This is a genomic window from Bradyrhizobium sp. dw_78 (assembly GCF_018449525.1).
In the GTDB taxonomy this organism is placed as follows: domain Bacteria; phylum Pseudomonadota; class Alphaproteobacteria; order Rhizobiales; family Xanthobacteraceae; genus Bradyrhizobium.
In genome coordinates, this window is the sequence record NZ_JAAVUS010000001.1 from 385,526 (window position 1) to 404,235 (window position 18,710).

General features: G+C 64.4%; 17 protein-coding genes. 13 read left to right on the forward strand and 4 right to left on the reverse strand.

Annotation, left to right across the window (positions count from 1 at the left end):
• Positions 1-187 precede the first annotated feature (187 nt).
• A complete protein-coding gene (locus HB630_RS01775) occupies positions 188-1,690 on the forward strand; it encodes a Do family serine endopeptidase (RefSeq protein WP_213769673.1) in 1,503 nt (500 codons plus the stop codon).
• Between the two features lie 203 nt (positions 1,691-1,893).
• Here the strand turns inward: HB630_RS01775 and serB are convergent, their stop codons facing one another.
• On the reverse strand, positions 1,894-2,787 hold the full coding sequence (gene serB / locus HB630_RS01780; RefSeq protein WP_213769675.1) for a phosphoserine phosphatase SerB: 894 nt from the start codon (positions 2,785-2,787) through the stop codon (positions 1,894-1,896).
• On the opposite strand from serB, the gene miaA reads away from it, so the two are divergent.
• The 6 genes from miaA (at position 2,765) to ilvC (ending at position 9,592) form a co-directional block, all read left to right on the forward strand.
• Positions 2,765-3,730: a tRNA (adenosine(37)-N6)-dimethylallyltransferase MiaA gene (gene miaA, locus HB630_RS01785; protein ID WP_249780597.1), complete on the forward strand. Its 966-nt coding sequence runs from the start codon at positions 2,765-2,767 to the stop codon at positions 3,728-3,730. The genes serB and miaA overlap by 23 nt on opposite strands.
• 451 nt (positions 3,731-4,181) lie before the next feature.
• A complete protein-coding gene (locus HB630_RS01790) occupies positions 4,182-5,957 on the forward strand; it encodes an acetolactate synthase 3 large subunit (protein ID WP_213769676.1) in 1,776 nt (591 codons plus the stop codon).
• Between the two features lie 14 nt (positions 5,958-5,971).
• On the forward strand, positions 5,972-6,961 hold the full coding sequence (locus HB630_RS01795) for a threonine dehydratase (RefSeq protein WP_213769677.1): 990 nt from the start codon (positions 5,972-5,974) through the stop codon (positions 6,959-6,961).
• 168 nt (positions 6,962-7,129) lie between these two features.
• Positions 7,130-7,672, forward strand: a complete 543-nt coding sequence (gene ilvN / locus HB630_RS01800; protein ID WP_213769678.1) for an acetolactate synthase small subunit — start codon at positions 7,130-7,132, stop codon at positions 7,670-7,672.
• A 3-nt stretch (positions 7,673-7,675) separates the two neighbouring features.
• The gene (locus HB630_RS01805; protein WP_213769679.1) at positions 7,676-8,371 is read left to right on the forward strand and encodes a class I SAM-dependent methyltransferase; all 696 of its coding nucleotides are present in this window, start codon (positions 7,676-7,678) and stop codon (positions 8,369-8,371) included.
• A 201-nt stretch (positions 8,372-8,572) separates the two neighbouring features.
• A complete protein-coding gene (gene ilvC / locus HB630_RS01810; RefSeq protein WP_213769680.1) occupies positions 8,573-9,592 on the forward strand; it encodes a ketol-acid reductoisomerase in 1,020 nt (339 codons plus the stop codon).
• 454 nt (positions 9,593-10,046) lie between these two features.
• Here the strand turns inward: ilvC and HB630_RS01815 are convergent, their stop codons facing one another.
• Together HB630_RS01815 and HB630_RS01820 are read right to left on the reverse strand one after the other, a co-directional pair.
• Positions 10,047-11,609 (reverse strand): ABC transporter permease/substrate-binding protein, encoded by a 1,563-nt coding sequence (locus tag HB630_RS01815; RefSeq protein WP_213769682.1) that lies wholly within the window; start codon positions 11,607-11,609, stop codon positions 10,047-10,049.
• Positions 11,606-12,415, reverse strand: coding sequence for an ATP-binding cassette domain-containing protein (locus HB630_RS01820; RefSeq protein ID WP_213769684.1), 810 nt, complete (start codon positions 12,413-12,415; stop codon positions 11,606-11,608). The genes HB630_RS01815 and HB630_RS01820 overlap by 4 nt, the downstream gene beginning before the upstream one ends.
• 129 nt (positions 12,416-12,544) lie before the next feature.
• Here HB630_RS01820 and HB630_RS01825 point away from each other — a divergent pair, with 129 nt between their 5' ends.
• From HB630_RS01825 to HB630_RS01835, 3 genes are all read left to right on the forward strand, one after another.
• Positions 12,545-13,363, forward strand: coding sequence for an ATP-binding cassette domain-containing protein (locus tag HB630_RS01825; protein ID WP_213769685.1), 819 nt, complete (start codon positions 12,545-12,547; stop codon positions 13,361-13,363).
• 83 nt (positions 13,364-13,446) lie between these two features.
• Positions 13,447-14,013, forward strand: coding sequence for a YbhB/YbcL family Raf kinase inhibitor-like protein (locus HB630_RS01830; protein WP_213769686.1), 567 nt, complete (start codon positions 13,447-13,449; stop codon positions 14,011-14,013).
• Positions 14,014-14,209: 196 nt separating this feature from the next.
• Complete coding sequence (locus tag HB630_RS01835) at positions 14,210-14,998, forward strand: ABC transporter permease (RefSeq protein ID WP_213769687.1); 789 nt, start codon at positions 14,210-14,212, stop codon at positions 14,996-14,998.
• A 123-nt stretch (positions 14,999-15,121) separates the two neighbouring features.
• Here HB630_RS01835 and HB630_RS01840 read toward each other — a convergent pair whose 3' ends face one another.
• On the reverse strand, positions 15,122-15,571 hold the full coding sequence (locus HB630_RS01840) for a cupin domain-containing protein (RefSeq protein ID WP_213769688.1): 450 nt from the start codon (positions 15,569-15,571) through the stop codon (positions 15,122-15,124).
• Between the two features lie 156 nt (positions 15,572-15,727).
• Here HB630_RS01840 and HB630_RS01845 point away from each other — a divergent pair, with 156 nt between their 5' ends.
• From HB630_RS01845 to HB630_RS01855, 3 genes are all read left to right on the forward strand, one after another.
• Positions 15,728-16,768: an ABC transporter substrate-binding protein gene (locus tag HB630_RS01845; RefSeq protein ID WP_213769689.1), complete on the forward strand. Its 1,041-nt coding sequence runs from the start codon at positions 15,728-15,730 to the stop codon at positions 16,766-16,768.
• A gap of 9 nt (positions 16,769-16,777) precedes the next feature.
• Entirely contained in the window at positions 16,778-17,485 is a 708-nt protein-coding gene (locus tag HB630_RS01850) for an NUDIX hydrolase (RefSeq protein WP_213769691.1), read from the forward strand.
• Positions 17,486-17,669: 184 nt separating this feature from the next.
• Positions 17,670-18,617 carry a polyphosphate kinase 2 family protein gene (locus HB630_RS01855; RefSeq protein ID WP_213769693.1) on the forward strand — a complete coding sequence of 316 codons (948 nt, stop codon included), beginning with the start codon at positions 17,670-17,672 and terminating at the stop codon, positions 18,615-18,617.
• The last annotated feature ends 93 nt before the right edge of the window (positions 18,618-18,710 follow it).

Consider the following 18,710-nt stretch of genomic DNA (forward strand, 5'->3'; position numbering starts at 1 on the left):
CCCGGAATGACGATCGGCGGCACTTGCCGGGCCGTGCGGCGGACCAACGCCAAATTGAGTGGCGACGGTCTTTCGCCGTATTTGACTGGCGCTCATAACGACGAAATGTACTGCATCTGCTTGCGCCATTGCCCCGTTCGGGCGCACTGTAGATGCAATTGATCCGTTCTTAAGAGAGAGATTTGACATGACCAGCGCGATCCCAGCCTTGAGCAGCCGGCTGCGCCCCTTGGTGGCCGCCATCTGCCTCGGCGCCACCAGTGTTGTCATGGCCCAGCCCGCTTTCGCGCGCGGCCCCGAGGCGATTGCCGATGTTGCCGAAAAGGTGATCGATGCCGTGGTCAACATTTCGACCTCGCAGACCGTCGAGGCCAAGGGCGGTCCTGCCGCCGGCGACAGCAAGGGGGCTGCGCCGAAATTGCCGCCGGGCTCGCCGTTCGAGGAGTTCTTCGACGATTTCAAGAACCGTCACGGCGGCGACAAGGGCCTCGACCTGACGCCGCACAAGACGGTCTCGCTCGGTTCCGGCTTCATCATCGACACCGCCGGCATCGTCGTGACCAACAATCACGTCATCGACGGCGCCGACGAGATCAACGTGATCATGAACGACGGCAGCAAGTTCAAGGCCGATCTGGTCGGCGTCGACAAGAAGACCGATCTCGCGGTCCTGAAGTTCACGCCCTCCAAGCCGCTGACGTCGGTCAAGTTCGGTGACTCCGACAAGCTGCGGCTCGGCGAATGGGTGGTCGCGATCGGCAACCCGTTCAGCCTCGGCGGCACCGTCACCGCCGGCATCGTTTCGGCCAAGAACCGCGACTTCGCTTCCGGCCCCTACGACAACTACATCCAGACCGACGCCGCCATCAACCGCGGCAATTCCGGCGGTCCGCTGTTCAACCTCGACGGCGAAGTGATCGGCGTCAACACGCTGATCATCTCGCCGACCGGCGGCTCGATCGGTATCGGCTTTGCGGTGCCCTCGAAGACCGTGGCCGGCGTGGTCGACCAGCTCCGGCAGTTCGGCGAACTGCATCGCGGCTGGCTCGGCGTCCGGATCCAGCAGGTCACCGACGAAATCGCCGAGAGCCTCAACATCAAGCCCGCGCGCGGCGCGCTGGTCGCGGGCGTCGACGACAAGGGCCCGGCCAAGCCGGCCGGCATCGAGCCCGGCGACGTCGTCGTCAAATTCGACGGCAAGGACATCAAGGAGCCGAAGGACCTGTCGCGCATCGTCGCCGATACCGCTGTTGGCAAGGAGGTCGATGTCGTCGTCATCCGCAAGGGCGAGGAGCAGACCAAGAAAGTCACGCTCGGCCGGCTCGACGACGGCGACAAGCCGGTGCAGGTTTCCAACAACAAGGCGCCGGAGCCGGCTGAGAAAACGGTGACGCAGAAGATGCTCGGCCTCGATCTTGCGGCCCTCAGCAAGGATCTGCGCAGCCGCTACAAGGTCAAGGACAGCGTCAAGGGCGTCGTCATCACCAATGTCGATGACAGTTCCGACGCCGCCGACAAGCGCCTGAGCGCCGGCGAGGTCATCGTCGAAGTGGCGCAGGAGGCGGTGAGCAACGCCGCCGACATCAAGAAGCGCGTCGATCAGCTCAAGAAGGACGGCAAGAAATCCGTGCTGCTGCTGGTCGCCAATTCCGATGGCGAACTGCGCTTCGTGGCGCTGAGTCTGCAGTAGGTCCGCATCGCCGCAACCAACGCGTCATTGCCCGGCAAAAGCACGAAGCGCGTCTTTACAGCTGACGATCCGGCAATCTGGATCATTGCCCGTCATTCCGGGGCGCGCGTTAGCGCGAACCCGGAATCTATAACCCTCGCCGGGAGTATGGATTCCGGGCCTGCGCCGAGAGGCGCATCCCGGAATGACGAGTTGATGATTATTCAGTTGCCCACGAACTCGTCCCGCCGGTAGCCCTGCAGGTACAGCAGCGCGGTGAGGTCGCCATGGTCGATCCGCACATGCGCGGCGGCGGCGACTGCGGGCTTGGCGTGGTAGGCTATGCCTAAGCCCGCCGCCCCGATCATGCCGAGATCGTTGGCGCCATCGCCGACCACGAGCGTGTCGAGATTGTCGAGGTCGAAGGATTCGCGCAGTTCGATCAGCGCGGCGAGCTTGGCGGCGCGGCCCAGAATCGGCTCGGCGACTTCGCCGCTCAGCTTGCCGTCCTCGACCTTGAGTTCATTGGCGCGGCTTTCGTGAAATCCGATCATGGTCGCGACCGCGTTGGTGAACAGCGTGAAGCCGCCCGAGATCAGGCAGGTATAGGCGCCATGCGCGCGCATGGTCGCGACCAGTTCGCGGCCGCCCGGCGTCGGCGTGATGCGCGTTTTCAGGACCTCGTCGATGACACCGACCGGCAGGCCCTTCAGCAGCGCGACGCGCTCGCGCAGCGCCGGTTCGAACGCGATCTCGCCGCGCATCGCGCGCTCGGTGATCCCGGCGACATGCGCCTTCAGGCCGGCGAAATCGGCCAGTTCGTCGACGCATTCCTGGCTGATCATGGTGGAATCCATGTCGGCGAGAAAAAGCTTCTTGCGGCGGTCGAGTTGCGGCTGCACCACGACGTCGATCGGCAGATCGCCCCTGGCTTCGCGCAACCGGGCGGTGATGGCGGCGATGTCCTCGCTGCCGGTAAAGGGAATGTCGACGGCGACCTCGTCGAACAGCCATTGCGCAGGGCCGGGCGAGGGAAGAATGGCGCGCGCGCCGTCGACCACCGTGCTATCGAGCGCAGGATCGGCAGGATTACAGATGAGCGTGGCGACGAGAGACATGGCGGTGCATTCGCCTCGATCAGGGAACCAAGCCCTGCTTATCGCAGGGCCGACCGCCAGCGGCAAGTCGGCGCTGGCGCTCGCGCTTGCGGAACAGGTCGGCGGCGTCGTCATCAATACCGATTCCATGCAGGTGTACCGCGACCTCCGCATCATCACGGCGCGGCCGACCGCGGATGAGGAAGCGCGGGTGTCGCACCGGCTCTACGGCCATGTCGATGCGGCCGTCAATTTTTCCGCCGGAAGCTGGGTGAGCGACGCGGCGGCGGCGTTGTCGGAAGCGTGCGCGGAAAACCGCTTGCCGATTTTTGTCGGTGGTTCCGGCCTCTATTTTAAGGCGCTGACGCGCGGGCTGTCGGCGGTGCCGCCGATCCCGGCCGACATCCGCGACGGCGTGCGGGCGCGGCTGGAACAAAACGGCGTCGAGGCCCTGCATGCCGAACTCAGAAAGCGCGATCCGGAATCCGCCGAGCGATTGAAGCCGCGCGACCGCACCCGCATCGCCCGCGCGCTCGAAGTGGTCGAGGCCACCGGGCGTTCGCTGACCGACTGGCATCGCGACGGCCTGCCGCCGCTGTTGCCGCCCGGTGAATTCACCGCGCTGTTCCTGGCGCCGGAACGCGAGGCGCTCTATGCGCGGATCGACGCGCGCTTCGAGGCGATGCTGGCCGCAAGCGCCTTGCAAGAAGTCATAGCCCTGGCGGCGCGGCGTCTCGATCCGCTGCTGCCGGCGATGAAGGCGCATGGCGTGCCGGCGCTGATCCGGCATCTCAACGGCGAACTCACGCTGCAGCAGGCCGCCGAAATCGGCCGCGCCGATACCCGCCACTATGCAAAGCGGCAATTCACCTGGTTCCGGCATCAATTGCCGGAATTCGAGTGGGTAGCGCCGGAAGCGGCGAGGGAGTGGCTCTCGGCCGTCATTCCCCGCGCAAGCGCGTAGCGCTTGTCGCTGAGGGCGCACGTAGGCGCGAGCCCGGAATCTCGAGATTCCGGGTCTGGCTCGGAGCCTGTCATCGGGCGGCGCGGAGTGCCGACCCGGTGGAGCCATCCCGGAATGACGGCGGTAACAGCGGTACGCATGGCAGGAAGCAATAATTTTACCCTCGCCGAATGTCCGGAACCCCGCTAGCTTATCGGATAGCGCGGCTTGGCCAGTTTCCCTTGACTTTTCGGGGCTGCTGGGTATGGTCCGCGCGCAACCTTTGGGAAGCCTGAGTGCTCACATGCGTAATATTATTACCAAACTCCTTATTATCGTGGTCGTACCCAGGCGCATCGCCGGGGATGGCTAGGGCCATCCACATTCGGGCGGTGCGCATGGGGCCTCTTGAGGCCCCTTTTTATTTTCCCAACCACCAAGCAGCAGACGATAGCGAAATCCGGAGCCAGCCATGAGCGACAACAGCCACGACCCGAACCAGATGACGGGAGCCGCCATGATCGTGCGGGCGCTGATCGATCATGGCGTCCAGCACATGTTCGGCTATCCCGGCGGCGCGGTGCTGCCGATCTATGACGAGATCTTCCAGCAGAGTGAGGTCGAGCACATCCTGGTCCGGCACGAGCAGGGTGCCGGCCATGCCGCGGAAGGCTATGCCCGCTCCACCGGCAAGCCCGGCGTGGTGCTGGTGACGTCGGGGCCGGGCGCCACCAACATGGTGACGCCGCTCGCCGACGCGCTGATGGATTCGATTCCGCTGGTATGCATCACCGGGCAGGTTCCCACCCATCTGATCGGCAACGACGCGTTCCAGGAATGCGACACCATCGGCATCACGCGGCCCTGCACCAAGCACAACTGGCTGGTGCGCGACGTCAACGATCTGGCCAAGGTGTTGCACGAGGCGTTCTATGTCGCGACCACCGGACGGCCGGGGCCGGTCGTGGTCGACGTGCCGAAGGACGTGCAGTTCGCGGTCGGCACCTATCATCCGCCGCGCAAATCCGACGTGCATGTTTCCTACACGCCGCGGGTCAAGGGCGACGCGGCGCAGATCCGCAAGGCGGTGGCGCTGCTCGCCTCGGCCAGGCGCCCGGTGATCTATAGCGGCGGCGGCGTCATCAATTCGGGGCCCGAGGCGTCAAGGCTGCTGCGTGAGCTGGTGGAATTTACCGGCTTTCCCATCACCTCGACCCTGATGGGGCTGGGCGCTTATCCGGCGTCGGGCAAGAACTGGCTCGGCATGCTCGGCATGCACGGCACTTACGAAGCCAACATGACCATGCATGGCTGCGACGTCATGCTGTGCGTCGGGGCGCGGTTCGATGACCGCATCACCGGCCGCACCGACGCGTTCTCGCCGGGCTCGAAGAAGATCCATATCGACATCGACCCTTCGTCGATCAACAAGAACATCCGCGTCGACGTGCCGATCATCGGCGACGCCGGCAACATTCTTGGCGATCTGTTGCAGGTGTTGAAGGCGGAAGCGAAGAAGCCCGACATCAAGCCGTGGTGGCAGCAGATCGCGAAATGGCGCGCGCGCAATTCGCTGTCCTACAGGAAGAACAACGATATCATCCTGCCGCAATATGCGATCCAGCGGCTGTTCGAACTGACGCGCGGCAAGGACACCTACATCACCACCGAAGTCGGCCAGCACCAGATGTGGGCGGCGCAGTTCTTCGGCTTCGAGGAGCCGCACCACTGGATGACCTCGGGCGGCCTCGGCACCATGGGCTACGGCCTGCCGGCGGCGATCGGCGTCCAGGTCGCGCATCCCGACAGCCTGGTGATCGATATCGCCGGCGACGCCTCGGTGCAGATGACGATGCAGGAGATGGCGACGGCGGTACAGCACGAACTGCCGGTCAAGATCTTCATCCTCAACAACCAGTACATGGGCATGGTGCGGCAGTGGCAGCAGCTCCTGCACGGCAACCGGCTGTCGCACAGCTATTCCGAAGCGCTGCCGGATTTCGTCAAGCTGGCGGAAGCCTATGGCGGCGTCGGCTTCCAGGTGATCAAGCCTTCCGATCTCGACGGCGCGATCAAGGAAATGATCGCGGTCAAGCGCCCGGTGCTGTTCGACTGCCGGGTGGCGGCGCTGGAGAATTGCTTCCCGATGATTCCCTCCGGCAAGGCGCATAACGAAATGCTGCTGCCGGCCGACGCCAATGACGAGGCGACCGCGACCGCCTTCGCCGGCGGCAAGGCGCTGGTGTGAGGTGAGATCGCGCCATGTTTGACCTCGGACAATTGGAGCGGGCGCTAGCGGTCGTCGGCCATGCGATGCCGCCGACGCCGGCGCATGGCTGGCCGCTGTTGTCGCAGCGGCTGGGCGCTTCCATTGTCGTCAAGCATGAGAACCACACCCCGACCGGCGCCTTCAAGGTGCGCGGCGGGCTCGTTTATGTCGATCGCCTCAAGCGCGAGCGGGCAGGCGTCGCCGGCCTGATCTCGGCGACGCGCGGCAATCACGGCCAGAGCATCGCCTTTGCGGCGGGCCGCTATGGCCTGTCGGTGACGATCGTGGTGCCGCACGGCAATTCGGTCGAGAAGAACCGGGCGATGCGGGCCTTCGGCGCCGATCTGGTCGAGCATGGCGACGATTTTCAGGACGCCCGCGAAGAAGCCGCCCGCCGCGCCGCAGCGCTGGGGTTCGAAATGGTGCCGTCGTTCCATCCCGATCTGGTGCTGGGCGTCGCCACCTATGCGCTCGAATTGCTGCGCAAGGCGCCGGACCTTGACGTGATCTATGTGCCGATCGGGCTCGGTTCCGGCATTTGCGGCTGCATCCTGGCGCGCGATCTGCTCGGATTGAAAACCGAGATCGTCGGCGTGCAGTCGACGCTGGCGCCATCCTACGCGCTGTCCTTTGCCGCAGGCAAGGTGATGACGACCGCGACCTGCGACACGCTGGCGGACGGCATGGCGACCCGCATTCCCGATCCTGATGCGCTCGCCATCGTCTGCAAGGGCGCCTCGCATATCGTGCAGGTGAGCGACGATGAAGTCGGCGCCGCCATCCGCGCCTACTGGACCGACACGCATAATCTCGCCGAAGGTGCCGGCGCCGCGCCGCTCGCGGCCGCCTTGCAGGAAAAGCACAGGATTCAGGGCAAGCGCGTCGGCCTGATCCTGAGCGGCGGCAATATCGACTTCGACCTGTTCCGCAGATGGGTCGGATCGGACGTTGCGGCTGGCACTGGAGAAAGGGAGCCGGCGTGATGACGGAGCGATGCAGCCAGGATCTCACCACGTTCGGGATGTCATGCGCGGACTTGATCTGCGCATCCATCGCGCTTCATGAAGTGCTTTTCACAAACACGATGGATTGCCGGGTCAAGCCCGGCAATGACAACCATCAAGTCATGGCGACAACCTGAGAATCAAGCAATGACCCAGCCCGCATCCGCCTATTTCATGGACGACCGCCATGATCCGACCGAAGCGCACACGCTGTCCGTGCTGGTGCAGAACGAGCCGGGCGTGCTCGCGCGCGTGATCGGGCTGTTTTCGGGGCGCGGCTACAACATCGAAAGCCTCACCGTCTCCGAGACCGAGAACCAGAAACATCTCTCCCGCATCACCATCGTCACCACCGGCACGCCGATGGTGATCGAGCAGATCAAGCACCAGCTCGACCGCATGGTTCCGGTCTATCGCGTCGTCGACATGACGCTGGGCGGCCGTTCGATCGAGCGGGAGCTTGCCATGGTCAAGGTGCGCGGCGGCGGCGACAACCGCGTCGAGGCGCTGCGGCTGGCGGACGCCTTCCGGGCCCGGGTGATCGACGCCACCGTCGAAAGCTTTGTGTTCGAGATCACCGGCAATTCCGCCAAGATCAATCAATTCATCGACCTGATGCGCCCGCTCGGCCTCGTCGAGGTGTCACGCACCGGCGTTGCCGCGATCGGGCGCGGGCCCGAGGGGATGTGAACCATGCTGGCACGCGACTGGTACTATAATGAACGCCGCCGGATCGGTCTCGATTCCGCGGTCGCTTCGATCTACGACGTCGACGACGATCGCGACGTTCGCGCCCGCGCGGCGCTGACCATGCTGGGGGTGCAGCGCGGCTGGCGGGTGGCCGATATCGGCTGCGGCAACGGCGTGCTGGCCTGTGAAGCCGCAGAACTCGGCGCCGAGGTCGACGCCATCGATATCTCGCCGGCGATGCTGGCGCTGGCGGATCTGCAGGCCCGCGACCGCAAGCTTGCGATCCGGACCCGGCCGGCGGGGCTGTTGAGTTTTGCCTATCAGCCGAATTCCTACGATCTGATCGTCAGCGAGTTCACGCTGCACCATTTGCCGGATTTCTGGAAGGCGGTGGCGATGGCGCGGATCTACCGCGCGCTGAAGCCGGGCGCCTGTTTCTTCCTGCGCGATATCGTCTTTGTCGGCATGCCCGACGGCCGCGATCGCGACATCGAACAATGGGCGGATTTCAACATCAAGAACCACGGTTTCCCGCGCGACAGCGTCGTCACCCATATGCGCGACGAGCATTCGACCTTCGGCTGGGTGATCGAGCGCATGTTGACCGATGTCGGCTTCACGCTCGTCTCCGCCGATTATCACGCGCCGCTGCACGGCACTTACGTGCTGCGCAAGCCCAACCCGGCCGGGCAAAGTTAAATCGGATGAAGCCAGCCGATTTTTGCCTCGCCGTCATGATGCTGTCGAAGCGGCCGCAAGCGCGGCCGGAGACCGCCCGAGCGATGCAGAAACCGGTTTTCCACGAGGTCGAAAATGGACTAGACAACCCCCGAAATCAGCAAGCCACCCCCCAAAGCCTGACTTAATCGGCCGCTTCCGGCCATCGAAGAGGAAACGACTATGCGTGTTTATTACGATCGCGACGCCGACCTGAACCTGATCAAGGGCAAGAAGGTCGCCATCGTCGGCTATGGCAGCCAGGGCCACGCCCATGCGCTGAACCTGAAGGATTCCGGCGTCAAGGAAGTTGCCATCGCGCTGCGCAAGGACTCCGGTTCCGTCAAGAAGGCGGAAGCCGCCGGCTTCAAGGTGATGGAGGTCGTCGACGCCGCGAAATGGGCCGACCTCGTCATGATGCTGACCCCGGACGAGTTGCAGGGCGACATCTACCGCGACCATCTGCATGACAATATGAAGAAGGGCGCGGCCCTGGTGTTCGCGCACGGCCTCAACGTCCACTTCAACCTGCTCGATCCCCGGCCGGACCTCGACGTGCTGATGATCGCCCCCAAAGGCCCCGGCCATACCGTGCGTTCCGAATATCAGCGCGGCGGCGGCGTGCCCTGCCTGATCGCGATCGCCAAGGACGTCTCGGGTAACGCCCATGACCTCGGCTTGAGCTACGCCTCGGCGATCGGCGGAGGCCGCGCCGGCATCATCGAGACCTCGTTCAAGGAAGAATGCGAAACCGACCTGTTCGGCGAGCAGGTGGTGCTGTGCGGCGGCCTGGTCGAGCTGATCAAGGGCGGGTTCGAGACCCTGGTCGAAGCCGGCTACGCCCCGGAGATGGCCTATTTCGAGTGCCTGCATGAGGTGAAGCTGATCGTCGACCTGATCTATGAAGGCGGCATCGCCAACATGAACTATTCGATCTCCAACACCGCCGAATATGGCGAATACGTCACCGGCCCGCGCATCGTGACCGAAGAGACCAAGAAGGAGATGAAGCGCGTCCTCGACGACATCCAGTCCGGCAAGTTCGCCCGCGACTGGATGCTGGAGAACAAGGTCAACCAGACCTCGTTCAAGGCGACCCGCGCCAAGCTCGCCGCGCATCCGATCGAGGACGTCGGCGCCAAGCTCCGCGACATGATGCCGTGGATCAAGAAGGGCGCCCTGGTCGACAAGTCGAAGAACTAGGCTTGGTCTCGTCCGGGAATAGCGGGGTCGCGCGAGGCGCGATCTCGCCGGGACGGCACACGGAAAATTAAGTCCTGATCGGCATATTGCAAAGCGGGATCGCGCAAGCGGTCTCGCTGTTTTTGCCGGCCGAAGAACTGCGATTTAATCCATCTTCTTAGGCCGAAGGCGTGCCGCGAAAAGCGGTCGCAGCGCAGAGCTGGCGCGAAGAACTGACAGTTCATTCACATTCTTCATCTGAAGCCCTTCAAGTGAATTCTTAGGTCGGGAAAGTCTTGCAGGCTCAAGGCCAAGCAGACAATCCCTCATCCAAACTTTTGCTTTCGATCGTGCCGCCGAGACCGTCGCCCGGCAGGCTTCTGCGTCAAGGATTGAGATCTCATCCGGACTCTTGAGAGCGGCCGCTTGCAGATGTCATCGAGGGATCGAAATGGCCCGGATGTTGTGGCCGGAGCTAGGGTTGTTTGGCGATCCTGTTCCACAGCCAGCGCGCGACCTCGTTCGGGGACGCGGCGGCGTTGCCGCCGGCGGCGCGCAAATTCGCGGCCCGCATCGTGGCGATATCGATCCGGCCGAGCAGCGGCTGCAAGGCCGACCGCAAGGCCTGATCGTCGGCGCGTTTCGGCGCCAGCAGGACGATCGCGTCGTAGGGTGGGATGGCGTGCCTGTCGTCGTTGAGCACGACCAGATCGTATTTGGCGATCAGTCCGTCGCTGGTGTAGCCCGCGATCACATCGACCTCGCCGGAGGCGACCGCGGCGTACATGAAGTCCGGCTGCATCTGCCGCTGCGTGCGGAATTTCAGGCCATAGGCCTTCTGGATGCCGGCCCATTCGGGACGGGAGAAGAACTCGTAGTCCGCCGCCATCGACATCGTGCCGGCATAGGGAACGAGATCGGAGATCGTGCGGATCCCGAGCTGTTCGGCGCGCTTTCGCGGCATCACCAGCGCATAGGCGTTTTCGAAGCCGAGCTCGCCCAGCAGCGTGACCTTCTGCTGCGCCAGTATCGTCTTCAATTCGCTGAGTAAAACCTCGCGGGGCCTGATATCGCTATGGTGGAACTGGTTGGCCCAGAGGGTGCCGGAATAATCGACATAGACGTCGATATCGCCCGACACCAGCGCGTCGAAGATCACGTTGGAGCCGAGTCCCTCGCGCGAGGCCGCGGACAGGTTCGCCGCCTGCAGCCGCTCGGCGATCAGCGCGGCCAGCACATATTGCTCGGCGAAGGTCTTGGCGCCGACGATATAGCTTGATGGCGGGCGCGCCAGCGCCGGTACCAGGGTGGCCGCCAGCAGCGCCACGATGCCGAGGGCGCCGAGCGCGACGCGGAGCCGGCTGCGGAGGCGGATGCCGGTCTCGATCAGCGCCAGCAATTGGTCGACGACCAGCGCCAGCAGCGCCGCCGCCGCGCAGCCGAACAGCACGAACACCCAGTTCTGGGTCTGCAATCCGGCGAAGATGTAGTTGCCGAGGCTGGTCTGGCCGATCGGCGTCGACAGCGTGGCGGTGCCGATCACCCAGACCGCCGCGGTGCGGATGCCGGCCATCATCACCGGCAGCGCCAGCGGCAGTTCCACCGTGAACAGCGACTGGCGCGGCGTCATGCCGACGCCCTGCGCGGCCTCGATCAGCGCGGGATCGACGCCCCGAAGGCCGGTGATGGTGTTGCGCAGCACCGGCAGCATCGAATAGAGCGCCAGCGCCAGCACGGAAGGCAGGAAGCCGAAGGCCGAGAAGTCGAATCCGAACCAGGCCAGCGACAATGAGGCCAGTGCCAGCAGCAGCGGATAGAACAGCGCCAATAGCGCCAGCCCCGGCACCGTCTGCACGACACTGGCCAATCCGAGCAACGCGCCGCGCAGCAGCGGGCGGTTGCGCGCGGCGATCGCGAGCGGCAGGCTGATCAGGAGCCCGAGCGCCAGCGCCGTGACGCTGACCCGGACATGATTGCCGAGATAGTCCGGCAGATGCGAAACCGCGTCGCTCCAGCGCGGATCGGACAACAGATTCATGCCGCGCCATCCTTGCCATCCCTGGATGGATTCGCGGGCAGCAGCGCATTGAGCCGTTCGGCCTGCCGCCGCGGCGTGCGCAGCAATTGTCCGACATAGGCATCGCCGCTGCCGGAGAGCTCGGCCGCCGTGCCTTGCGCCAGCAGTTTGCCGGCGTGCATCACCGCGATGCGGTCGGCGAGCAGGAGGGCCTCGGCCATGTCGTGGGTGATCATGATCGTGGTCAGCCCGAGCCTGTCATGCAGGGCGCGGTAGTCCTGGCTCAGCGCGTCGCGGGTGAGGGGATCGAGCGCGCCGAACGGCTCGTCCATCAGCACGATGCGCGGCTTGGCCGCGAGCGCCCGCGCCACGCCGACCCGCTGGCGCTGGCCGCCGGAGAGCTCCTGCGGCAGCCGGTCGCGATGCTGCGCGCGGTCGAGCCGGACCAGGTCGAGCAACTCGTCCACCCGCGCTGCAATCTCCGCGGCCGGCGTGCCCAGGAGTTTCGGCGTGATCCCGATATTGCCGGCGACGCTCATATGCGGAAACAGCCCGCCGTTCTGGAACACATAGCCGATGCGGCGGCGCAGCTGCACCGGATCCACCGCGCGTACGTCCTCGCCTTCGATGCTGATGCGGCCCTGGTCGGCGTCGATCAGCCGGTTGGCGAGGCGAAGCAAGGTGGTCTTGCCGGAGCCGGAGCCGCCGACGATGGTAAGGAATTCGCCGGCATGGACCTCGAGCGAGACGTCGTCGACGGCCTTTACCCGGCCGCCGTCGAAGCTCTTGCCGACATGCGCGAAGGCGATCACGGGCGGGGCGCTCATGTCGTTTCGACTATCACACCGCGGCGAAGCCACCAAGCCGGCGTCGACGCGCCCGCGGCTGACATCGGTTGAATTGTCGGGACGGGGGCGTTATCCACGCGCCAACTTAGATCGGTTCGGGGGAAATGCGTGCAGGCAGGTGATGCCGCGGAAGCGGCGGTCGTGCTGGAAGATGCGACGGTGGCGTTCCGTCTCGCCGGTGCGCGCGTCTACACCGCGGTCGAGAAGGCGCGACTCAAGGTGGCGCAGGGCGAATTCGTCGCCATCGTTGGCCCGACCGGCTGCGGAAAATCGACCTTGTTGAACCTCGCGGCCGGGCTGCTCCGGCCGGCGTCGGGCACGGTGCGGATCTTCGATGCGCCGCTGACCGGGCTCAACCGGCAGGCCGGCTATCTGTTTCAGGCCGACGCGCTGTTTCCGTGGAAGACCGCGATCGACAATGTCGCGATCGGGCTCGAGGTCGCTGGCGTCGGCCGTGGCGAAGCTTTGGTGAGGGCGCGGAAATGGCTGGATACGGTCGGCCTCGGCGCCTTCGCGGGCCGATATCCGCATATGCTGTCGGGCGGGCAGCGCAAGCGCATCGGCCTTGCGCAAGTCCTGATCCGCGATCCCAAGATCCTTTTGATGGACGAGCCGTTCGGCCCGCTCGATGCCCAGACCCGGCAGATCATGGGCAATCTGCTGCTGGAATTATGGACCGCCGACCGCAAGGCGGTGCTGTTCGTCACCCACGACCTCGAGGAAGCGATCGCGCTGGCCGACCGTGTCGTGATCATGTCGGCGGGGCCCGGCGCGCGCATCATCGGCGACTGGCGCGTGCCGCTGCCGCGCCCGCGCGATATTTTCGAGGTGCGGCTCGATCAGAAATTTCACTCACTTCATCGTGAGATATGGGGCGTTCTTAAAGAGCAAGTGCTAAAGGGCTATGCGCAATCGGCAGACGGGTGATCCGACGTGTCAGCGTCGGCCCTGATCCCGATGCATCGAAAGCTGAACCTGGATCAACCCACGAAATGTTACAGGGAGATGTCATGTTGCGACGCGGTTCATTTCTGGCTCTTGCGGCGGCGCTGGCCGCTTTGAGCGCTTCCCATGCGGCGAAGGCGCAAGGCGCGTTCACGCTGACGTCGCCGGACTTCAAGGACGGCGAACGGCTGGCCGTGAAGAATGCCGGCAACAACAAGTCCAATCCGAATTGTGTCGGCGAAAATATCTCGCCGGCGTTTTCCTGGAGCAACCCGCCGGAGGGCACCAAGAGTTTCGCGCTGATGATGTTCGATCCCGAGGGACGTCCGCCCAACGGCGTCAGCCACTGGGTCGCCTACGGCATCGCGCCTTCCGTCACCGGCTTTGCCGAGGGTGAGGTCTCGAAAACCAGCGACAAATATGTCGGCGGCGAGAGCACCCAGAAACTGCCGAGCTATTCCGGCCCATGCACGCCGGCCGGTGCGCCGCATCATTATACGTTCACCCTGATCGCAACCGATCTCGATCCGTCGGCGCTGAAGCCCGGCCTGACCCGCGAAGAACTGATCAAGGCGCTGGAGGGACACGCCAAGGTCGCGACCGGCCTGATCGGGACATTCGCCAAGCCGTGATTGTTGGTGACATTTCAAAAGATTCGGTGGTGTTGCTTTCATTGTTCGTAAGCGAGATCGCGCTGCGAGCACAGCTCACTCCCTCCCTCCTTGCGGGGGAGGGTTGGGGAGGGGGGTCCGTTCGGCACGGTGCGTGTGTAACCCCCACCCCTGATCCCTCCCCGCAAGGGGGAGGGGAGCAGAAAGAGCGCGAACCATGTCGCGCCTGACGCTTCTGTCGCTGCAAGTGCTGGTCGCGGTGGTCTGCATCGCGCTGTGGCAGGGGCTGGCCACCGTCTCAATCTTTGGCCGCATCCTGCTGCCGCCGTTCTTCTTTTCCAATCCGGTCGATGTCGGCGGCCAGATCGTCAACTGGTTCTCGACCGGCATCATCTGGAAGCATCTGCTGATCACGCTGTGGGAGTCGATCCTCGCCTTCGTGATCGGCTCGCTCGGCGGCGTGGCCATCGGCTTCTGGTTCGCGCGCCAGCCCCGCGTCGCCGCGGTGTTCGACCCCTATGTCAAGATGGCCAACGCGCTGCCGCGCGTCGTGCTGGCGCCGATCTTCACGCTATGGCTCGGGCTCGGCATCTGGTCCAAGGTCGCGCTTGGCGTGACGCTGGTGTTCTTCATTGTGTTCTTCAACGTCTATCAGGGCGTCCGCGAGGTCAGCGCCACGTTGCGCGATAACGGCCGCATGCTCGGCATGAACGAGCGGCAACTGATGCGGCATGTCTATTGGCCGTCGGCGCTGTCCTGGATGTTCTCCTCGCTGCACACCTCGGTCGGCTTCGCCGTCGTCGGCGCCGTGGTCGGCGAATATCTCGGCTCCGCCGCCGGTCTCGGCTATCTGATCCAGCAGGCCGAAGGCGTGTTCGACGTGGCCGGTGTCTTTGCCGGCATGTTCGTGCTGTCGGCTTTCGTCATTTTGATCGATATCGGCGTGACGCTGGTGGAGCGGCGGCTTCTGGTGTGGCGGCCGGCGGCCGCGGACGGGCGGGGGTAGGGCCCCACGTCATTCCGGGGCGCGTCGAAGACGCGAACCCGGAATCCATGGTTCAGCGGGAAATGCGGTGCGATGGATTCCGGGTCTGGCCCTTCGGGCCATCCCGGAATGAAGGGAGAGTCATCAATCCAGCATCTTGGTGTCGTCCGGGGCCTGCGGCGGCGTCTTGATCGCGATCGCCTTCAGCGGGCGGCCGTCCGGCTTGGTGCCGCCATGCGGAGTGCCCTTTGGGATGATGATGAGGTCGCCCGGCTGCACCCGCACTTGCTTGTCGCCAAGCCAGACCGTGCCGGTGCCCTCCAGGATGTACTGGATCTCGTTGGTGCTGGGATGGATGTGCTTGCCGACATTGCCGTCCTGGATCGAGATCGTGGCGCCGTCGGCCGACATGAACATCTTCGAATGCATGCCGCCGGCATTGGCCGGGCCGAGCGCGTCGCCGGAAAAATCCTGGGTGTGAATGACCTGCGCGGTGACGTTCTCGGCGGCGATGGCCGGCCGCAGCAGATGCGTGACGCCGCAGCCGGCGGCAAACGCGATGGCGATCGAGAGCGTGGTGGCGATGCGGTTCATCAGTTAGCCTCCCTTTTCGTAAATTATTTAGGCGGTTATCGGCACATCCTTATCCGTCCGCTGGCTGACTAGCACACCGAGGCTGCGTTCTCAAATGGCTGCCTTCTCAAAGCATCCCGGCTACTCTATCGTCGCCGCCAAATGACGGAGGAACGCATGAGAACGATCGTTGGCAGGCTGGCCGCCGCGCTGGTTGTGCTGGCGCTGATGGCCGATGTCGCGGCGGCGCAAACCAGGATCACCATCGCGGTCGGCGGCGGCGCCTGCCTGTGCTATCTGCCGACCGTGCTGGCGAAACAACTCGGCGAATTCGACAAGGCCGGCCTTGCCGTCGAACTGGTCGATCTCAAGGGCGGCTCGGATGCGCTCAAGGCCGTGCTCGGCGGCAGCGCCGATGTGGTCTCCGGCTATTTCGATCACTGCGTCAATCTCGCCGCCAAAAAGCAGGAGCTGCAGGCCTTCGTGGTCTATGACCGCTATCCCGGCCTGGTGCTGGTGGTGTCGCCCTCGCACACCGGCGAGATCAAGACCATCAAGGATCTGGCCGGCAAGAAGGTCGGCGTCAGCGCGCCGGGCTCATCGACCGATTTCTTCCTCAAATATCTGTTGAGGAAGAACGGCCTCGATCCGGCAAGCGTGGCCGTGATCGGCGTCGGCCTGGGCGCGGCCTCGGTCGCGGCGATGCAGCAGGGCCAGATCGATGCCGCCGTGATGCTCGATCCGGCCGTCACCGTGCTGCAAGGCAGCCATCCGGACCTGCGCATCCTCAGCGACACCCGCACGCAAAAGGATACGCTCGCCGTGTTCGGCGGCGAATATCCGGGCGGCGCGCTCTATAGCACGGCGGCATGGGTCGCCGCGCATCAGAAGGAAGTGCAGTCCCTGACCGATGCGATCCTGAACACGCTGGCGTGGATTCATTCGCATTCGGCCGAAGAGGTGATGGCCAAAATGCCGCCGGAGATGGTCGGCAAGGACAAGGCGCTTTATCTCGCGGCGCTGAACAACACGCTTCCGATGTATTCGGAAACCGGCAGGATGGACCCCAAGGGGGCGGAAGCCGTGCTCGCGGTGTTCAGCGAGGGCTCGCCCGAGGTCGCCGGGGCCAATATCGATGTCAGCAAAACCTACACCAACAGATTCGTCGAACAGGCCGGCAAGACTTCGGACAAGACCACGGGAATCAATGCGAAATAAAACCGGCCGATGACCTCTCCCGTCATTCATCGCGTCGCGGCGCTCGATCTGAACGTGCGGCCGTGGTGCTGGCCGTTCGCGGATGAACGGCGCGGCGCGATCGATGCGCATTTCGCCGCCGCGCAGGGCAAGCGGCCGGGGCTCTGGAACGGCCGTGTGCTGCTGGGGCGCAACCCGGTCTTTGCAGCCGGCCGTTTCGTCGCGGACTATTTCGAGACCGATTTCGCCAGCTTTCTCGCTTGGCGCGACTGGGGTTTTCCGGACAGCGGCGTTTTCAACGGCTTTGGCATGGGCGCGCTGGTTGCCAGCGACGGTGCGTTCGTGCTCGGTGAAATGGGCGGTCACACCGCCAATGCGGGGCGCATCTATTTTCCGTCGGGCACGCCCGATCTCGGGGATGTCAGGGGTGACGCGCTCGATATCGCCGGCAGCATCATGCGCGAGATCGAGGAAGAGACAGGCCTTGTGCCCGCCGATTATCGCGCCGACCCCTATTGGGACTGCGTCGTCACCGGCGCGTCCGTCGCGGTCATGCAGGGATTGCATGTAGACATGACCGGCGAAGCGCTGCGCGCCCGCATCGAGGCCAATATCGCCGGCCAGAGCCAGCCGGAGCTGGCCAAAATCCATCTGGTGCGCGGGCCGCAGGATTTTACCGTGGCGATGCCGCGTTTCGTCACGGCCTATCTGGAGCGGCGTTTTTCCGGCTCGGCATGAGTTGCCGTCATTCCGGGGCGCGCGAAGCGCGAACCCGGAATCTCGCGCCATCATCTCCGGATTCCGGGTTTGATGCTGTCGCATCGCCCCGGAATGACGGAACGGGAAGCGAAGCTTTGCGCTTGCATATCATTCCGTTACGCTCGAAACCGTCTGCTTCGGCAAGAACAATGGAACTGTTCGCATGAGCAAGAAACCTTCGCAGCCTCTCGCGGCCGAGTTGAGGCCCTTTGTGGCGCCGTTCCGGTGCGACGGATCGAGTGAATTCCATCTGAAATCGCACCAGACCGACGAGAGGGGCGGCCTCGACAAGGACAAGGGCGAGGAGATTCTCAAGGCCAACCGCAAGCGCCTGAGCGAATTTCAGGAAAAGCTCTATGCGCAGGACCGCTGGTCGCTGCTCTTGATCTTCCAGGGTATGGATGCGGCCGGCAAGGACAGCGCGATCAAAAGCATATTCGACGGCGTCAACCCGCAGGGCTGCGAAGTCCATTCCTTCAAGCAGCCGTCGGCGCTCGAGCTCGATCACGACTTCATGTGGCGCAGCGCGATCGCGCTGCCGGAGCGCGGCCGCATCGGCATCTTCAACCGCTCCTATTACGAGGAGTGCCTGGTGGTGCGGGTGCATCCGGAGATTCTGGCCGGCGAAAAGATCCCGCCGCGGCTGGTGACAAGGAACATCTGGCGCGAGCGGTTCGAGGATATTTCCGCGTTCGAGCGCTACCTCGCGCGCAACGGCACCGTGATCCTGAAATTCTTCCTCAACGTCTCCAAGCAGGAGCAGCGCGAGCGGTTTCTCGACCGGCTGGAACAGCCGGCGAAGAACTGGAAGTTCTCGATGGCCGACGTCAGCGAACGCGCGTTGTGGGGAAAATACCAGGCCGCCTATCAGGAGGTGGTGCGGCACACATCGAGCGCCGAGGCGCCGTGGTATGTGGTGCCGGCGGACCATAAATGGTTCGCGCGGGTGGTGATCGGCTCGGTGATCGTCAGCGCGCTGGACGGCCTGAATCTGAAATTCCCGAGGGTCGATCCCGCGTCGGTTGAAGAGTTCAAGCAGGTCCGCAAGGCGCTGGAGAATGAGGACAAGAAGCTCGCGGTGCGGAAGGCCGCTCCGGTCACGGCCAGATAAGCGGCGAACAGATCGCGGCGTTTGTCCTCCGGCGGCGGCACCACAGGGGCGTCTCCCGGTGTTGGGGTCAGCCGCGCAATGCTCAACAACAAT